General features: G+C 74.4%; 12 protein-coding genes. 5 read left to right on the plus strand and 7 right to left on the minus strand.

Annotated elements, in window-relative coordinates; translation table 11 throughout:
* Nucleotides 1–7: 7 nt before the first annotated feature.
* The 4 genes from KUF83_RS24165 to KUF83_RS24180 form a co-directional block, all read right to left on the minus strand.
* Nucleotides 8–4,690, minus strand: coding sequence for a hypothetical protein (locus KUF83_RS24165; RefSeq protein WP_217456950.1), 4,683 nt, complete (start codon nucleotides 4,688–4,690; stop codon nucleotides 8–10).
* A gap of 63 nt (nucleotides 4,691–4,753) precedes the next feature.
* Complete coding sequence (locus tag KUF83_RS24170) at nucleotides 4,754–5,635, minus strand: hypothetical protein (RefSeq protein WP_217456952.1); 882 nt, start codon at nucleotides 5,633–5,635, stop codon at nucleotides 4,754–4,756.
* 130 nt (nucleotides 5,636–5,765) lie between these two features.
* The gene (locus tag KUF83_RS24175) at nucleotides 5,766–7,292 is read right to left on the minus strand and encodes a hypothetical protein (RefSeq protein WP_217456953.1); all 1,527 of its coding nucleotides are present in this window, start codon (nucleotides 7,290–7,292) and stop codon (nucleotides 5,766–5,768) included.
* A 171-nt stretch (nucleotides 7,293–7,463) separates the two neighbouring features.
* A complete protein-coding gene (locus tag KUF83_RS24180) occupies nucleotides 7,464–8,156 on the minus strand; it encodes a GntR family transcriptional regulator (RefSeq protein WP_217456955.1) in 693 nt (230 codons plus the stop codon).
* A gap of 232 nt (nucleotides 8,157–8,388) precedes the next feature.
* Here KUF83_RS24180 and KUF83_RS24185 point away from each other — a divergent pair, with 232 nt between their 5' ends.
* From KUF83_RS24185 to KUF83_RS24205, 5 genes are read left to right on the plus strand one after another with little or no spacing between them, the layout of a single operon-like run.
* Nucleotides 8,389–9,705, plus strand: coding sequence for an MFS transporter (locus KUF83_RS24185; RefSeq protein ID WP_217456957.1), 1,317 nt, complete (start codon nucleotides 8,389–8,391; stop codon nucleotides 9,703–9,705).
* A complete protein-coding gene (locus KUF83_RS24190) occupies nucleotides 9,702–10,523 on the plus strand; it encodes a putative hydro-lyase (protein WP_217456959.1) in 822 nt (273 codons plus the stop codon). The genes KUF83_RS24185 and KUF83_RS24190 overlap by 4 nt, the downstream gene beginning before the upstream one ends.
* Before the next feature lie 19 nt (nucleotides 10,524–10,542).
* Complete coding sequence (locus tag KUF83_RS24195) at nucleotides 10,543–11,301, plus strand: LamB/YcsF family protein (protein ID WP_217456961.1); 759 nt, start codon at nucleotides 10,543–10,545, stop codon at nucleotides 11,299–11,301.
* Nucleotides 11,298–11,912 (plus strand): 5-oxoprolinase subunit PxpB, encoded by a 615-nt coding sequence (gene pxpB, locus KUF83_RS24200; protein ID WP_217456962.1) that lies wholly within the window; start codon nucleotides 11,298–11,300, stop codon nucleotides 11,910–11,912. Before KUF83_RS24195 ends, pxpB begins: the two co-directional genes overlap by 4 nt.
* Nucleotides 11,912–12,787, plus strand: a complete 876-nt coding sequence (locus KUF83_RS24205; RefSeq protein ID WP_217456964.1) for a biotin-dependent carboxyltransferase family protein — start codon at nucleotides 11,912–11,914, stop codon at nucleotides 12,785–12,787. The genes pxpB and KUF83_RS24205 overlap by 1 nt, the downstream gene beginning before the upstream one ends.
* A gap of 127 nt (nucleotides 12,788–12,914) precedes the next feature.
* Here KUF83_RS24205 and KUF83_RS24210 read toward each other — a convergent pair whose 3' ends face one another.
* Genes KUF83_RS24210 through KUF83_RS24220 form a run of 3 tightly spaced genes read right to left on the minus strand, consistent with a single transcriptional unit; the run spans nucleotide 12,915 to nucleotide 16,083 of the window.
* Nucleotides 12,915–13,772: an SGNH/GDSL hydrolase family protein gene (locus tag KUF83_RS24210; protein ID WP_217456967.1), complete on the minus strand. Its 858-nt coding sequence runs from the start codon at nucleotides 13,770–13,772 to the stop codon at nucleotides 12,915–12,917.
* Nucleotides 13,769–14,962 carry a glycosyltransferase gene (locus KUF83_RS24215; RefSeq protein ID WP_217456969.1) on the minus strand — a complete coding sequence of 398 codons (1,194 nt, stop codon included), beginning with the start codon at nucleotides 14,960–14,962 and terminating at the stop codon, nucleotides 13,769–13,771. Before KUF83_RS24215 ends, KUF83_RS24210 begins: the two co-directional genes overlap by 4 nt.
* On the minus strand, nucleotides 14,959–16,083 hold the full coding sequence (locus KUF83_RS24220; RefSeq protein ID WP_217456971.1) for a glycosyltransferase family 1 protein: 1,125 nt from the start codon (nucleotides 16,081–16,083) through the stop codon (nucleotides 14,959–14,961). The genes KUF83_RS24215 and KUF83_RS24220 overlap by 4 nt, the downstream gene beginning before the upstream one ends.
* Between the last annotated feature and the right edge of the window lie 4 nt (nucleotides 16,084–16,087).

Here is a 16,087-nt window from a genome sequence, read left to right on the forward strand (position 1 = left end):
CCCGCGGTTACGGAACGCTCGGCGCGGGCCGCTTGTACATACGGGTCGCCGTGATCTCCGTGTGGGACGCCTCCCCTGCCGGGGTCTCCTTCGGGAGGCCCGGGCGGAGGTGTTCCTCCACGCTGATGTACTTCAGGCCCGCCCGCAGGTCGGCGTCGTTGCGCAGGCGGATGACCAGCGGGAACTCCGCCAGCGCCGTGGTGTCGAACAGGCCGGTGGTGTAGAGGAGCTGCACACCCAGCGCGTCGGAGACGGCCCGCTGCAGCTCCAGCAGGTACGTGGCGTTGGCGCGCCCGATGGGGTTGTCCAGGAACAGCGTGCCGGCGTGGCGGTGCTTGTCCCGCCCCCGGTCGTTCGAGCGCAGGGCCGCCATCGTGCAGTACAGCGCGATCGCGGCGGTGAGCAGCTGGCCGCCGGAGAACACGTCGCCCATCTGCCCGACGGGGACGCGCTCGGCGCGCAGTACGGCGTCGGGCTTGAGGATCTCGACCGCGACGCCCTTCGGCTGGAGGGCCGCTGCGACGCCTCGCAGCAGCAGGGACATTCCGTCGCGGCGCAGGTCGGAGTTCTTCCTGACCGCCGCCCTGGTCGCCTCGTCGACGACCTCGCCGAGCCGCTCGGCGAGCGTGGCCTGGTCGGGCTCCTCGAAGCGGATGCGGAGGAACTCCTGGCCGGACCACTCCCCCAGTCCCTCGGGGAGACGGGACAGCCGCTGGGCCGACCGCAGGGTGGCGAGTGAGGACTCGACCAGCCCGCGCAGCCGGTCCACGATCGAGTCGCGGTTGCGCTCCAGCTGCTCCAACTCGTCGGTGAGGACCCGAAGCCGGGGCGCGAAGGCGTCCGCCCACTTCTGCGCGTGCTCCGGCAGCGCGGACGCGGGCAGCTCCCGGATCTGCTGACGCGCGGGGGTGCGCACCTGTTCGTAGCGCGTGGAGTTGGCATGCCGTACGAGGATGTCGCCGGCCTCGCGCACGGCCGACTCGGCGGCGGAGAGGTCGGCCGCGCAGCCCCGCAGGGAGCGGCGCGTCTCGGCGGCGGACTGCCTGGCCTCCTCGATCGTGCCGGGGTGGGGCTCGGTGTCCTCCTGCTCGTCGTCCGAGTGCTCCCTGAGGAGGTCCCGGAGCAGGGCGGCCGTCTCGTCGAAGCCGCCTGCCGCGTCCTCGGCGGCACGGTGGGCGTCCAGCAGCTCGGTGTGCGCCGCGCGTGCCTGGCCCAACGCCTCGGTGCGGGAGGCCAGTTCGCCGGTGGCGGTACGCAGCAGGCTCTGTGCGTGCTCGGCGTCGCGCGGAATCAGGTCGTCCGGCAGCTCGGTGTGTGCCTCGGCGTCCTCGGGCGCGTGCCGCTCGGCCTCGCCCCGCAGCCGGCCCAGGTGTTCGCTCGCGGTCGACATGCGCGTCTCGAGGAGCTGGACCAGCTCCTCGGCGCGGGCCGCGGCGGCCTGCCGGGACGGGCCGTCGGAGCCGTCGGTGGACTCCAGGAGCTGGGCCGCGCGCGTGCGGACCTTGTTGGTCAGCCGGTTCAGCTCCGTGAGCGCCGTGCTCTCGTCGCTCTCGGCCCGGGCCTGCTCGGCGCGCAGGTCGGCGCCGACCCCGACCTTCTCGTACAGCTGGGAGGCGGCCCGGTAGGCCTCGCGCAGGGCCGGCAGCGACGACTTCGCGGTGCCCGGGTCCGCTTCCGGTACGTCGTCGGGGGCGCCCGCGATCTCCGCGCGCTCGGCGCGCAGCGCACGGGCCGTGCGGCGGGCGTCGTCGGCTGCCCGCTGGGCGCCGCGCCGGTCCTCGTCGGCGGCGCGGGCGCGCTCCAGACAGGACTGGGCGCGGGCCTCCGACTCGGCTGCGTCGTCGGCGAGTTCCCGCAGTTTGACCTGCCAGCCGGCGCGCTCGCGCAGCCGGAAGGCGAGTCCTGCGAGCGCATCCGCGGCGCGTCGGGCCCGCTGTGCGGCCTCCTGCCGCTCGTCCCGCACGAGGGCCGCCTCGGCCGCCGCCTCGTCGGCCTCGGTGCGGACGGTGCGCGCCTCGGCGAGCTCGGCCTCGGCCTCCTCGGCGAACGTGCGCGCGTCGCGGGCCGCCGTGGCGAGCTCGGTGAGGCGCCCCGCCGGGCAGCCCGTCCGCCAGGAGGCGAGCCGCGCGGACAGCTCCCTGTCCTTGGCGAGCCGGGCCGCCGACGCGCGGATCTCGTCGTCCCGCCCCGCCGCGCGCGTGCGCAGCGCCTGCCGCTCCTCGTCGGCGGCGTGCTCGTCGTGCATGGCAGGGTTCGGCGGGACGAGGAAGACGTCGCCCTCGCCCGCGCCGGGGGCCGGGGTCGGGGCGAGCAGCGCGGCGGCCGTACCCACGGCGACGGCGGAGCGCGGGAGCAACGCGGCGTCGGTGAGTGCTTCCCGGGCCCGCGCGTGCGTGGCGGGGTCCGTGATGATCACGCCGTCGACCAGCTCGGGCCGCGCGGCCAGGACGCGGGCGTGGTCGACGGGATCGACGGCCTGCGCGAGGTAGCGCCAGCCGGGCAGGGCGGGGATGCCGTGCTCGCCCAGGTACTCCACGGTGGCGAGTACGTCGGGGCCGGGCGGCAGCAGTCCGCCGTCGCCGAGGGCACCGAGGATCCGGGCGTCGTCGGCCGCGGCGGTCCGCAGGTCGAAGAGCTGCCGCTCGGCGGAGGCGACCGTGTCGTCGAGGAGCCGGCGGAGCTCGTCGGCGTAGTGGTCGAGCTCCGTGGCGGTGAGGGGGCCGTCGGCCGCGGAGGCGTCCGGGCCTCCTGCCGGGGCGCCGGTGCCGCCGGAACCGTCCTGCGGGGCGGCGTGCCGGGGCTGCGGCAGCGCGGGACGCCCGGCAGTCCCCGAAGCGCCGACGGCCCCGGGCAGGCTCAGAAGCTCGGCCAGGCGCTCCTCCTCCGCCAGCGCCTGCGCGGTGCGCCGCTCCGCGTCGTACGCGCGCTCGGCCGCCGTGGCGGCGTCGGCGGCGCGGGCCGCGGTGAGCTCGGCGCGGGACTCGGCCGAGGCGGCTTCGCGGGCCTGGTCCGTGGTGCGGCGAGACGCCTCGCGGGCGGTGTCCCAGGCGGCGACGGCGGTCTTCTCGGCATCGCTGGCGGCGAGCGCGGCGCGGGCCGGATCGGCGTCCGGGGCGGTGTCGTCGAGCCAGCCGGCCCGCACCGCCTCGGCGGTCTCCTGCTCGACCTCGCCGAGGCGCTGGCGCAGATGCCCGACCTCGCTGCGGGCACGCTGCGCCTCGGTGGCGGCCGACGTCGAGTCCCGGTGGGCGGCCTCACCGACCTCCTGCAGCGTGGCGGACCGCTCCTCCTCCTCGTTGGCGACCGACTCGGCCCCTTCGGCGGCCGCATGCAGGGCCCGCACGAGATCGGCGGCGGCCCGGGCACGTGCGGCGAGGGCGGGCGCGGCGTCCCGCTCGGCCTCCAGGATCGCGGCGGCCACGCGCGCGGAACGGTCGGCGGCGGCGCGGTGCCGCAGGACGGCTTCGGCCGCCTGCCAGGCAGAGTGCAGGGTGCGCGCCTCGGCGAGTTCCCGCTTCTGCGCGGCCGCTCCCTTCTCCGCCCCGGCGAGCGCCAACGAGGCGTGCCGGTATGCCAGTTCGGCGGCGATCAGCGCGCTGCGCCCCCGGGAACCCTCGGCCTCGGTGACCCGGCGGGCGGCGGTGGTGACCTGCTGGGCGAGGTCACCGGTGCGTCCCCGCTCCAGCACGGCGCGTGCGGAGAGCCGCCGGGCCAGTGTGCGCGTACGCCGCTCGGCGGCCGCGTGGACCTCGCGGGCCCGGGAGCGGGCTCCGGCCGCCTCGACGATCCGTCCGAGGAGGTCGGCGGATCCGGCGGTGAACTCCCGTTCGGCGATCAGCTCGGCCCGTCGTCCCAGTTTGTTGCCGAAGCCGCCCACCAGGTCGGCGAGGCCGTCGGTGTCCCGGGTGTCGGTGACCGCACGCAGCAGCAGGTCGGTGAAGTCGGAGTCCTTCTTGACGGCGAAGAGGCCGGCGGCCTCGCCCTCGTCGGCGTTCATCTCGCGCTGGTAGCGGAAGAGTTCCGGGTCGAGGCCCAGGTCGCCGAGGTGTTCGATCCAGCGGTCGTGGATCTCCTCCCAGTGCACTTCGAGGTGCGGGTACGCCTTGCCCGCCTCGGTGAGCGCGTCCCGGAAGCCCTTCATGGTGCGCCGCCGCCCCTGCGCGCCCGAGACGCCCTCGACGGGCGGCCGCACGGAGGTGGCCTCGGCGACCGGCAGGTTGTCCAGGCTCAGCCCGGGGCCGGGCCGGAAGGAGTACCAGGCCTCGGCGAACTTCCGCGGGTCGTTGGAGACCTGGCGCCCCCGCCACTCGCTGACCTTGCCGACCACGACGCACTCGCCGGTCAGCGTGTGCTGCCACTCCAGCGCCACGTGCCCGCAGTCGTCCGCGAGCAGGAACTTGCGCAGCACACCGGAGCTGGCTCCGCCCAGGGTGTTGCGGTGCCCGGGCAGCATCACCGAGAAGATCAGTTTGAGCAGGACGGACTTGCCGCCGCCGTTCTCCAGGAAGAGCACGCCGGCGGGGGCGGGGCGACGCGGCGGCCCGACGGGCTCCTCCTCGAAGAACTCCGCCTGCGTGGGAGCGGGGTCGGGCACGAGCCCGCCGACACCCCGAAGGTCCAGCACGGTGTCGGCGTAGCGCGCACCGGCAGGCCCGATGGAGTAGAGGCGGACCCGGGACAGCTCGTACATGGCGGCGGACTCTCGTAGTCGTATGGGGAGTTGAGGCGGTCGGTGGTGCGGTCGGATGGTCGGTTACGAGTGGAACGGCAGCCCGGCGTCGGCGGCCAGCTCCAGGTCGTCGGTGTCCTGCGCGGGCAGCAGGGTGGCGGTGCCGTCGGTCACGGGCACGACGCCCAGCTCCAGCAGCTCGGCGAGGGCGGCGCTGCCCGCCATGTCCCGCACCTGGAGCTGATAACGAGCCGTCGTCCGGTAGGTCCCCCCGGCATCGTCCCCGGTGCGCTGCAGGAACCCGGAGTCGGTGAGGAAGGCGACCGCCTTGCCGATGATGCCGGTGGTCGAACCGGCCAGTCTGCGCGCGTCCTTGGTGGCGCCGGCGGAGCTGCGCCGCGCCCAGATCCGCCAGGCGGACTCGAGTCCGGGCGCGTCCGTCGCCGGGTCGGTGTTCTCCCCCTGCTCCTCGGCCCGCTCCTCCAGGCGGCGGCAGGCCTGTCGGACGAACGCGTCGACGCCGTTGACCGACACCCGCCCGATGTACCCGTCGTCCGCGAGGTCCTCCGGCCTCGGGAAGGCCATGGCGGCGACCGCGAGATGGGCGAGCCCGTGCAGGAAGCGGTCGCCCGAGTCGGCGGACGTCCGGCGCGCGTAGTCACCCATGCGGACGGCGAACACCGAGTCCTCGGCGGCGGTCACCGCCATTCCGGCCCTCGGGGACACTTCCAGCACGACGAGTCCGAGCCCGGTGGCCACGGCGTCGGCGAGCCGGGCGAAGGCCGGGTCCTCGCGATAGCGCCGCAGCAGCTCCGCGTACTCCTGGTCCCGCGCGGGCTGCACCTTGGGCTGCAGCCCGAAGGCCACGAGCCGCGCGGCATCGGCGGTGTCCGCGGGAGTGACGGCGGAGGAGGCGGCCGGCGCGGCGGCCGCCTCCGGCTCACTCCACTCGACGTGCTCGGTCACGACTGCTGCAACTCCTTCAACTGGACGGCGGGACGGGGGACGAGCGCCCTCGCAGGGGCACGCGTGTGGGCGCGGGGAACGGTGCGACGAACTGCGGACGGTCCGCGGCCGGGCGCCGGCCGGTGCGGCGTCACGCCGCCTCCGTCCGGCCGGCGGCCATGCCCGCTGCGTCCAGGAGAGCCATGCCGACGATGAGATCCGCTCCGCCGAACTCGGGGTCGTCCAGCTCGGTTCCGTCGTCCACGGCGAACAACAGCCTCTCCTCACCCTGCCGGTAGGCGGTGCCGACCGGCGGGCTGGCGGCGTGCACCGCCAGCAGGGCGACCAGATACGGCAGTTCGGGGTCCCGCCGCCGGGCGTCCGCGAGCAGCCCGGAGAGCCGGCGTGGCGCGTCGGCCGGCAGGTCGAGCAACTCCATGGCGACGGCGAGCTGCTCCTCGCTGAACCGGCTGTCGTCCGGCGTGGCGATCAGGTCCGGTTCGGGCATCTCGGCGCCCAGGTGCTCCCGCTCCACGGGAGGCGTCAGCAGCAGGTCGACGAGATCCCCGACCCGGACGGACGCGGAGGTCCGAAGGCCCGTCCCGCGCGCGAAGAAGGCGTCGGTCACCCGCAGCGCCTGCTCCACGGGCAGCGGCAGCACGGGGGCGACCAGATGGCCGTAGAGGTCTATCCCGGAGGTCGTCATCGGGGTGGCGAAGGCCTGCCGGTCCTGCTCGGCGCGGAACAGCGGCCCGGCCTCCAAAAGCCGGGACTGCAGCTGCGTGTGGCGCCGGATGCAGTCCTTGACGATGTCGACGAGCTCGGCGGCACGGCGCTTCTGCTCGGGGTCCTCCGACTCGTCCCGCGCCTTGCGGATGTTGGTGAGGATCGCGTTCTCGTGGCGGTAGCGGTCGGCCACGTGGTCGAGGGCCTCGGCGATCATGTCGGGCACGGTCTGCAGCCAGTCCACCGCCCGGACGTTGCGCCGGGTCGCGTCGAGGGCCCTGCGGAGCGTCTCGGAGTACTGCACGGTCCGGTAGCGGGCCTGCTCGGCGGCGAGTTGGGCGTCCGCGAGGCGGCCCCGGCTGATCAGTACCTCCAGCTTGACCTCGGCGGCGATCTGCGCGCTGGTGACGTCGGTGTCGAGGGCGCCCACGAGAACGTTGACCGCCTCGTCCGTCGTACGCAGGTACACGACCCCTCCGTAGCCGGGCACCTCCTCGATCAGCTTGAAGTCGTAGTCGCGGCGCACGTACGAGCCGTCGGGCGCGAACGTGCCGTACACGGCGCGGAAGCCGCGGTCGACGCTGCCGACGTTGATCAGGTTCTCCAGGACCCAGCGCGCGACGCGTTCGTGCTCGGTGACGGGTCGGCGCGGGGCCTGGGCGGCGATGCGCGGGATGAGCCTGGCCACTATCTGGTCGTGGTCGGCGCCGGTGTCGAAGTCCATGTTCAGTGTGACGAGGTCGATGGCGGCGAGGGCGACCTCCGCCATTCCGTAGACCGTGTACTCACCCGCGAGGTTCGCCTTGCGTACGTCCAGGTCGTGCAGGGGGGCGGTGCAGGCGAGCGCGCGCAGCCGCCGCGCCAGGCCCTCGTCGGCGGCCGGGCCCAATGCGGGTCGCGGCCCCGCGCTGAGCTGGGGCGGAACGCTGTCCGTCGATGCAGGCGAAGTCACGGTGCACAGACTAGGTCCTCGGTCTGACAACGGCACAAAGCGCTCCGCCGGGGCCGCTGTGCCACTTCGGGCCGTTTGCCGGGTGCGGGCGGATTGTTACTGGTCGCGCAGTTCCGCGCGGCCCGTCGGGTGCGCTCCGGCCGGAGCGTCACCGGCGAGGCACGTCCCCGCTCAGAGTTCTTCCGACACCCGTCGGCCGTAGACCTCCACGACCCTTTTGAGTGAGTCGTCGAGGTAGACCCCGAGCAGGTTCTCCGCCTCCGCACGGTCCCCGTCCTGAAGGGCCCGCAGTATCCGGTCGTTGCGGGCGAGGTACGGCGCGTGCAGGCGCCGCGGGTCGTCCACCAGGTGGAAGGCGAGCCGCAGTTCGGCGAAGACGCTGCGCATCAGCTCGTCGGTGCGGGCGCTGCCGGCGAGCGCGACCAGTTCCCGGTGGAAGTGGATGTTGGCCGTGCCCAGGCCTTTCCAGTCACCTTCACGGGTCGCCCGCTGACCGTCCGCGACCGCCCTGGCGAGACCGTCCACCGCGTACGGCGGCTCGCCGAGGCCGCGCACCACCGCGCATTCGACGAGCCTGCGGGTGCGGTAGATGTCCTCGACGTCCTCGACCGTCAGGACCCGTACGAACACACCCCGGTTGAGCTGGTGGACCAGCAGCCGTTCGTGTGTGAGCAGGCGGAACGCCTCGCGCAGCGTGTTGCGCGAGACGCCGAGCGCGTTGCCGATGGTGTCCTCCGACAGGCGGGTGCCGGGCGGGAAGTAGCCCTCGGCGATCCGGCTCCTGAGGATGTCCGAGACCCGCTCGGCGGTGCTGGTGCGGCCCAGCAGCGCGCGGTCGTCCGCCAGTCCGTTCAGTTCGGCCACGCCCGAATTCAATCGCAGATACCAGAACGAAACAACATGGGTATTGAGGGATCGTTCAACGATCCTCTACCTTACTCATCAGGCACCGGCTTCTCGCCCCGGATCCGACGGCTTCCGCACGCCGCAACTCCGCACCGGCCAACACATATCGGCACACAACGGCAAGCAAGCGTTCGCGTACGGCACGGCTCAGCCCCGAAGCACCCTCCCCCTCCTCGTCTGTGAGGTGCCCATGAGCACGACCCCTCCACCGCAGGCCCTGCCCACCGAGACGCACCCCGGAGCGGGTGAACCCGCCGACGAGGGCGCGTTCGCCTGGCTGCGGGCCCTCGGGCCGCGCGGCCGCCGCGCCTTCGGCGGCGCGTTCGGCGGCTATGCCCTGGACTCGTACGACTACTTCACGCTGCCGCTGAGCATGGTGGCCCTGTCGGCGTACTTCGGTCTCAACAGCGGCCAGACCGGGCTGTTCACGACCGTCACGCTCGTCGTGTCCGCGATCGGCGGTGCCGGCGCGGGAGTCATCGCCGACCGGATCGGACGCGTCAAGGCGCTGATGATCACTGTCATCACGTACGCGGTCTTCACCGTGGCCTGCGGTTTCGCGCCCAACTACGAGACCCTGCTGGTCTTCCGCGCCCTGCAGGGACTCGGCTTCGGCGGCGAGTGGGCGGTCGGCGCGATCCTGGTCGCCGAGTACGCGAGCCCCAAGCACCGCGGCCGCACGCTCGGCGCGATCCAGAGTTCCTGGGCCGTGGGCTGGGGGCTCGCGGTGGTGGTCTACACACTGGTCTTCCAGTTCCTCAGCGACGACCTGGCCTGGCGCGTGATGTTCTGGACCGGGGCGCTGCCGGCCCTGCTGGTCATCTGGGTGCGCCGCAACGTGAAGGACGCGCCGGAGGCCGCCGAGCGCCGCAAGAAGAGCCCCGAGAAGGGTTCCTTCGCCGCGATCTTCAAGCCGGGCACGGCCGCGGCACCCGGACTGCTGAAGACGACGGTCTTCGCGGTGCTGCTCTCCACGGGCGTCCAGGGCGGCTACTACACGCTGGCCACCTGGGTCCCGACGTACCTGAAGACGGACCGCGGACTGTCCGTCGTCGGCACCGGCGGCTACCTGGCGTTCCTGATCTCGGGGGCCTTCATCGGCTACCTGACCGGCGGCTATCTCACCGACAAGCTGGGCCGCAAGCGCAACATCCTGCTGTTCGCGATCCTCTCGGCCGTCTGCATCCTGGCCTACGCGAACATCCCCAGCGGCGCCAACACCCTCGTCCTCGTGCTCGGTTTCCCGCTCGGGTTCTGCATGTCGGCGATCTTCAGCGGCTTCGGCTCGTTCCTGAGCGAGCTCTACCCGACGGCCGTACGCGGCACGGGGCAGGGATTCACGTACAACACGGGCCGTGCCGTCGGCGCGGTCTTCCCCACTCTGGTCGGCTTTCTCGCCGACAGTTGGGGCGTGGGCGGTGCGCTGGTCTTCGGCGCGATCGGATACGGCCTCGCGGCACTGGCCCTGATCGGTCTGCCCGAGACCCGTGGGAAGGAGCTCCTGTGAACCGCACGCAGCACCGCCCGGCCGGCCTTCTCGACGACCACGCGCACGCGTGGAGCCCGGCAGAGGCACGCTCCCTGTTCCGTACGGGCGTCTCGGGCCCCACCGCGGGCTTCGCGGGCGGCCACACCCAGGCGAACCTGATATCGGTGCCGGCCGACTGGGCGTACGACATGCTCTTGTTCTGTCAGCGCAACCCGAAGCCCTGTCCGGTGCTCGACGTCACCGACGCCGGCTCCTGGACGACCGTCCTGGCCGCCGACGCCGACCTGCGCACCGATCTGCCGCGCTACCGGGTGTGGGAGCACGGCGAGCTGGTGGCGGAGCCCACGGACGTGGTGGCGCACTGGCGCGACGACCTCGTGTCGTTCCTCATCGGGTGCAGCTTCACCTTCGAGTGGGCGCTGACCGAGGCCGGCGTGCCGATGCGTCACATCGAGCAGGGGCGCAACGTCTCCATGTACGTGACCAACCGCCGGTGCCGTCCCGCCGGGCGGCTGCACGGCCCCATGGTGGTGTCCATGCGTCCCGTGCCACCCGAGCGCCTGTCCGTGGCGATCCGGGAGACCAGCCTCCTGCCCGCGGTGCACGGCAGTCCCGTGTACTGCGGCGACCCGGGCGCTCTCGGCATCGAGGATCTCGGCCGCCCCGACTTCGGCGATCCGGTGGACGCCGAACCGGACGACATCCCGGTGTTCTGGGCCTGCGGTGTGACGCCGCAGGCCGCGGTGATGGCCTCGCGTCCGCCGTTCGCGATCACCCACGCGCCGGGCCAGATGTTCATCACCGACTCCCGCGACGAGCAGTACCGCGTCGCCTGACCCGAGGAACGAGCACTCCATGACCCCGATCGACCTCAACGCCGATCTCGGCGAGGGCTTCGGCCGCTGGCGGCTGACCGACGACGAGCAGCTGCTGTCCGTCGTCACCAGCGCCAACGTGGCCTGCGGGTTCCACGCCGGGGACGCCTCCACCATGCGGCGGGTGTGCGAACTGGCGGCCGGGCGCGGCGTGCGGATCGGTGCCCAGGTCTCCTACCGGGACCTGGCGGGTTTCGGGCGGCGCGCGATGGACGTGCCGTCCGACGAGCTGGCGGCCGAGGTGGCCTACCAGATCGGCGCCCTGGAGGTGTTCGCGCGCGCGGCGGGCGCACGCGTGGCGTACGTCAAACCGCACGGCGCGCTCTACAACCGGGTCGTGCACGACGAGGAGCAGGCCGGGGCCGTCGTGCAGGGCGTGCTGCTCGCCGGTGCCGCACTCCCGGTGCTCGGGCTGCCCGGTTCCCGGTTCCTCGACGTGGCCGGCCGGGCGGGACTCCCGGTCGTCACCGAGGCGTTCGCGGACCGCGCGTACACCGACGAGGGCACGCTCGTGCCACGTGGCCGGGACGGTGCGGTGATCACCGAGCCCGGCGCCGTCGTGGAACGCTCGGTGGGGCTCGCGCGTTCTGGTGTCGTCACGTCCCTGTCGGGGCGCGACATCGCGGTGCGGGCCCGCTCCTTGTGCCTGCACGGCGACACGCCCGGCGCGGTGGACCTGGCCCGCCGGGTCCGCGCCCGGCTGGAGGAGTCGGGTGTCCCCGTGGAGGCGTTCGTATGAGGGCACTGCCGGTCGGTGACCGTGCCCTGCTCGTCGAAGTGTCCTCGGACGAGGAGGCGCAGGCCCTGCACGCCGAGCTGCTCCGCCGCCGCGCGGAGGGCTCCCTCTCCGTGCGGGAGATCGTTCCCGCCGCCCGTACGGTTCTCCTCGACGGCCTCGACGAGCCAGCCCGGCTGGCCGCGCAGTTGTCCGTGGCGCGGCTGCCGCCCGTCCCCCCGCCCGCGAAGGAGACCGTGGAGATCCCCGTGCGCTACGACGGCCCCGACCTCGCGGACGTCGCCTCGCGGTGGGGCGTGTCCCCGGACGAGGTGGCGCGGATCCACGCGTCGGCCGAGTTCCGGGTGGCCTTCTGCGGGTTCGCTCCCGGCTTCGGCTATCTCACCGGGCTGCCGGACCGGTACGACGTGCCCCGGCACGCGACACCCCGTACGACCGTCCCCGCGGGTTCCGTGGGGCTGGCGGGCCCGTACACGGGCGTGTACCCGCGCTCCTCGCCGGGCGGCTGGCGGCTGATCGGCACGACGGACGCCGTGCTGTGGGACCACGCGCGCGTGCCGGCCGCGCTGCTGTCGCCGGGCACACCGGTCCGCTTCGTCCCGGTGGACTCCTGATGACCGACCGCGCACTCGCCGTCGTACGGGCCGGGGCGCTGACCACCGTGCAGGACCGGGGGCGCCCGGGCCACGCGCACCTCGGCGTACCGCGCTCCGGCGCGCTGGACGCGCCCGCCGCCGCGCTGGTGAACCGGCTCGTGGGCAACGCGCCCGGCGCCGCCGTTCTGGAGACGACGCTCAACGGGTGCGACCTACGGCCGCGTTCGACGGTCACCGTGGCCGTGGGAGGTGCCCCGTGTCCCGTGTCCGTGGACGGGCGCCCGGCCGCCTGGGGAGCGCCGGTGCGCGTGCCCGCCGGGGCCCTGCTCTCGGTGGGGACGGCGGTCTCCGGAGTACGCGCCTACGTGGGCGTTTCGGGCGGGGTGGCCGTCGAGCCGGTGCTCGGCAGCCGGTCGACGGACCTGCTGTCGGGTCTGGGTCCGCCGCCCCTGGTGGACGGGGCGATACTCCCTCTGGGGCGGCCGACCGGCCACTACGCGCGCGTGGACGTCGCCGCACAGCCGGCTCCACCGGCCGAGCTCGTCCTGCGGGTGATGCTCGGCCCGCGCGACGACTGGTTCACGGCAGCCGCCGTGCGCGTCTTCACCACCCACGTCTACCGGGTGTCGTCGGCGAGCAACCGCATCGGTCTGCGCACGGAAGGGCCCGGGCTGGAGCGGGCCACCAGCGGCGAACTGCCCAGCGAGGGCATGGTCCTCGGCGCGGTGCAGGTGCCCCCGGACGGCAGGCCCGTGGTGTTCCTGGCGGACCACCCGACCACCGGGGGCTATCCGGTGATCGCGGTCGTCCACCCCGGCGACCTCCCCGCCACGGCCCAGGCCGCGCCGGGCACACCGGTGCGCTTCGTGCCGGTACGGCGCACAAGCCCCTGACCACCCCCGACGAGGCGCGCAAGGAGCCGTGCGCCGTCGGCGGGGCGCGGGAAACCGCGCGGCTCCCAGGGGCGATCGCGTGCCCGGCCCGGACGGACCCGCAACAGGCCGACGCGGCCGGGCGGGCTCACGCGGCGTCCGGCTGTTCGCCGGTCGCCGTCAGCGCGGCCAGCGCCGACGCCACCGCGTGCGTCGCGACGAGGTCGAGGCGGGCGCTGGTCCCCCGGGCCCGATGGCGGACTTCCGAGGCGGCCAGGGTGAGGAGCTGGGGCAGCAGGTCGGTGCACCGGCGGGCCACCCACCCGGTTCCGGCGGTGGCCAGCCACCGCAGGCTCGCCGCCCGGGTGGGTTCGGGAAAGTCGGGCTCGGGGGACGGCACCGGCCCTGTGGCATGCCCCGTCCGCGCGAGCAGCGCGTGGAAGTGGAGGGCGAGCTGCCGGTGCCCGCGCTCCCCCGGGTGCAGCCGGTCCGCGCTCCACATCGCGCGGTCGGCGACCCACTCGCCCGCCGCCGCGTGCAGATGCACCGCGCCGTACCGCTCGGACAGCGCGTGCACGACCGCGTTCACGGCCCGCTGCCGCCGCGCGAGCGGCCGGGCCAGCGCTCCCGGCAGCCCCAGCATCGCCCCGGGGTCGGGCAGACAGGCGGTGAGGAGCACGGCGCCCTGTGCGGTGAACGCCGCGTACACCTCGTCGAGCCGCTCGGCCACGGCGCGGATGTCGAAGGTGCACCGCAGGGTGTCGTTCACACCGATGACCACCGACGCGATGTCCGGCAGCCCGGCCAGCGCCGCCGGTGTCTGGCGTTCCAGGACGTCGCGCGTCTGGGCGCCGCTGACCGCGTGGTTGACGAACTCGACCGGCGAATCCGGCGGCGTGAGGCCGGCCGCGAGCAGTGCGGCCCAGCCGCGCCACGCCTCGCCCACGGGGTCGCCCACCCCTTCCGTCAGGGAGTCGCCCAGGGCCGCGAACCGGAGGGGTCTCATGCGACGCCCTCCCGCGCCCGCGGCACGGGGCGGACGACCGCGGGCAGGTCGGGCCGCCCCACGCGGACGGGCGCGTCGTGCGCGGTGAGGAACGCCTCCACGGCGGCCGGCCAGCCGAAACAGGCGGCACGCGCGCGTGCCGCCTCCCGCCGCTCGTTCTCGGGCCGGTCCAGAAGCTTCCGGATCGCGATGCCGAAGGCCGCTCCGGTGTCCGCCGCGGTGACTCCGGCGGACCCGACGACCTCCGGGAGGGCGGAGGAGGCACTGGCGACGACGGGCGTGCCGCAGGCCATCGCCTCCAGGGCGGCGAGCCCGAAGGTCTCGGCGGGCCCGGGTGCCAGACACACGTCGGCGGAGGCCTGCAGACCACCGAGGAGCGCGGGGTCGGCGACATGCCCGAGGAAGGTGACCGGCAGCCGCCGCTCGCGCGCCCGCTGTTCGAGCCGGGCCCGCAGCGGCCCGTCACCGGCCACCATGAGCACCGCGCGCTGTCCGCTCCGCAGCAGCGCCTCCAGCGCGTCCAGTGCCGTGCCCGGCCGCTTCTCGACGGACAGCCTGGAACACATCACCAGCAGCGTCTCGTCCACGCGTGCGTACCGGGCACGGAGCCCCGCGTCCCGCAGCGCCGGGTGGCGGCCTTCCAGATCGACGCCCAGAGGGGCGCGTACGACGTTGCGGGCGCCGATGCGGACGAACTCGCGCTCCGCGAACTCCGTGGTGCACACGACGCGCGCGTAGTGGTGCGCGGTACGGAGGTTGAGGGCGTCGGAGGTCCGCCGGGCCAGGCCCGGCGGCATGCCCCAGGTGCGCAGCACCCCGTCGGCGGTCTCGTGGGAGACCATCACGGCGGGCACCCGGGCCCGCCGCGCCCAGACGCCGGTCCAGCGCAGCGTCGTACGGTCGGAGACCTCCAGGCGGTCGGGCGCGAGCTTTTCCAGGAGGTCTGCCACGCGCCGCCTGTCGGTGAGGACGCGGTAGCCGCCGGTGCCCGGCAGCAGCGGGCCCGGCAGGGTGATGATCCGACCCTGTCCGGTCTCGCGGTCCGAGGCACGCTCGCCGGGCACCACCAGTACGGGCCGGTGCCCCGCCGCCCGGTAGCCGGTGCCCAGTTCGCGCAGCGCGGTCCGCAGGCCCCCGGAGGCGGGGGCGACGAAGTTGGCGAGCCGGACGATGCGCAGGGACCCGTTCATGCGGCCACCACCGCCCGGCCGGCGAGGACGTCCGTGTAGTGCCCGATGAGCTGGTCCCCGACGGCGGCCCAGGTGCGGCCCTCGACGGTGCGCCGCGCCTCGGCGCCGTACGCGGCCCGCCGGGCCGGGTCGGCGGCGAGCGACCAGACGGCGTCGCGCACGGCGGCCCCGTCGCGCGGCGCGACCAGCAGTCCGGTGCGCCCGTGCGCCACCAGGTCGAGCGGTCCGCCCACGGCAGGGGCGACGACGGGCACGCCGCTCGCCATCGCCTCCTGGACGGTCTGGCAGAAGGTCTCGAACGGTCCGGTGTGCGCGAAGACGTCCAGCGAGGCGAAGATCCGGGCGAGTTCGTCGCCGGTGCGGCGTCCCAGGAAGACGGCCCCGGGGAGTGCCTGGGTCAGGCTCGGACGGCTGGGCCCGTCTCCCACGACGACCACGCGGACACCGTCCAGGCCGCAGACCCCGGCGAGGAGTTCGACCTTCTTCTCGGGGGCGAGCCGGCCCACGTAGCCGACGATCAGCTCGCCGTTCGGGGCGAGTTCACGGCGCAGCGCCTCGTCCCGGTGTTCCGGCCGGAAACGGACGGTGTCGACGCCGCGCGGCCACAGCCGTACGCGGGGCACCCCGTGGGTCTCCAGGTCGTGCCGGGCGGCGCTGGACGGGGCGAGGGTGCGGTGGGCGGCGGTGTGGACGGAGCGGATACGGCGCCAGGCGGTGGCCTCGCCCGCGCCCATGTAGGTGCGGGCGTAGCCGGCGAGGTCGGTCTGGTAGACGGCCACGGCGGGAACGCCGAGGCGGGCCGCGGCGGCCATGCCGCGGACGCCGAGGACGAAGGGGCTGGCCAGGTGGACGATGTCGGCGCGGTGTTCGGTGATCGCGGCGGCGACGCGTCGGCTGGGGAGGGCGACGCGGACCTGGGGGTAGCCGGGGAGCGGCAGGGAGGGGATCCGGACGACGGGGCACGGAGCGAGGGCGTCGGGTCCGCTGCCCACGGCCGTGGCCGGGGCGACCACGACGGGGGCGTGACCGCGCTCGACGAGGTGTCGGGCGGTCTGGAGGGCGCAGTGGGCCACGCCGTTCACGTCGGGGGGAAAGGACTCGGTCACGATGACGACACGCATACGG

The organism is Streptomyces sp. BV286, assembly GCF_019090165.1.
GTDB lineage: Bacteria > Actinomycetota > Actinomycetes > Streptomycetales > Streptomycetaceae > Streptomyces.

Excerpts from the sequence above, each read along its gene's own strand:
- KUF83_RS24205 (WP_217456964.1), top strand. The coding sequence starts at position 11,912 with ATGACCGACCGCGCACTCGCCGTCGTACGGGCCGGGGCGCTGACCACC.
- pxpB (WP_217456962.1), top strand. The coding sequence starts at position 11,298 with ATGAGGGCACTGCCGGTCGGTGACCGTGCCCTGCTCGTCGAAGTGTCC.
- KUF83_RS24210 (WP_217456967.1), bottom strand. The coding sequence starts at position 13,772 with ATGAGACCCCTCCGGTTCGCGGCCCTGGGCGACTCCCTGACGGAAGGG.
- KUF83_RS24220 (WP_217456971.1), bottom strand. The coding sequence starts at position 16,083 with ATGCGTGTCGTCATCGTGACCGAGTCCTTTCCCCCCGACGTGAACGGC.
- KUF83_RS24215 (WP_217456969.1), bottom strand. The coding sequence starts at position 14,962 with ATGAACGGGTCCCTGCGCATCGTCCGGCTCGCCAACTTCGTCGCCCCC.
- KUF83_RS24195 (WP_217456961.1), top strand. The coding sequence starts at position 10,543 with ATGACCCCGATCGACCTCAACGCCGATCTCGGCGAGGGCTTCGGCCGC.
- KUF83_RS24165 (WP_217456950.1), bottom strand. The coding sequence starts at position 4,690 with ATGTACGAGCTGTCCCGGGTCCGCCTCTACTCCATCGGGCCTGCCGGT.
- KUF83_RS24185 (WP_217456957.1), top strand. The coding sequence starts at position 8,389 with ATGAGCACGACCCCTCCACCGCAGGCCCTGCCCACCGAGACGCACCCC.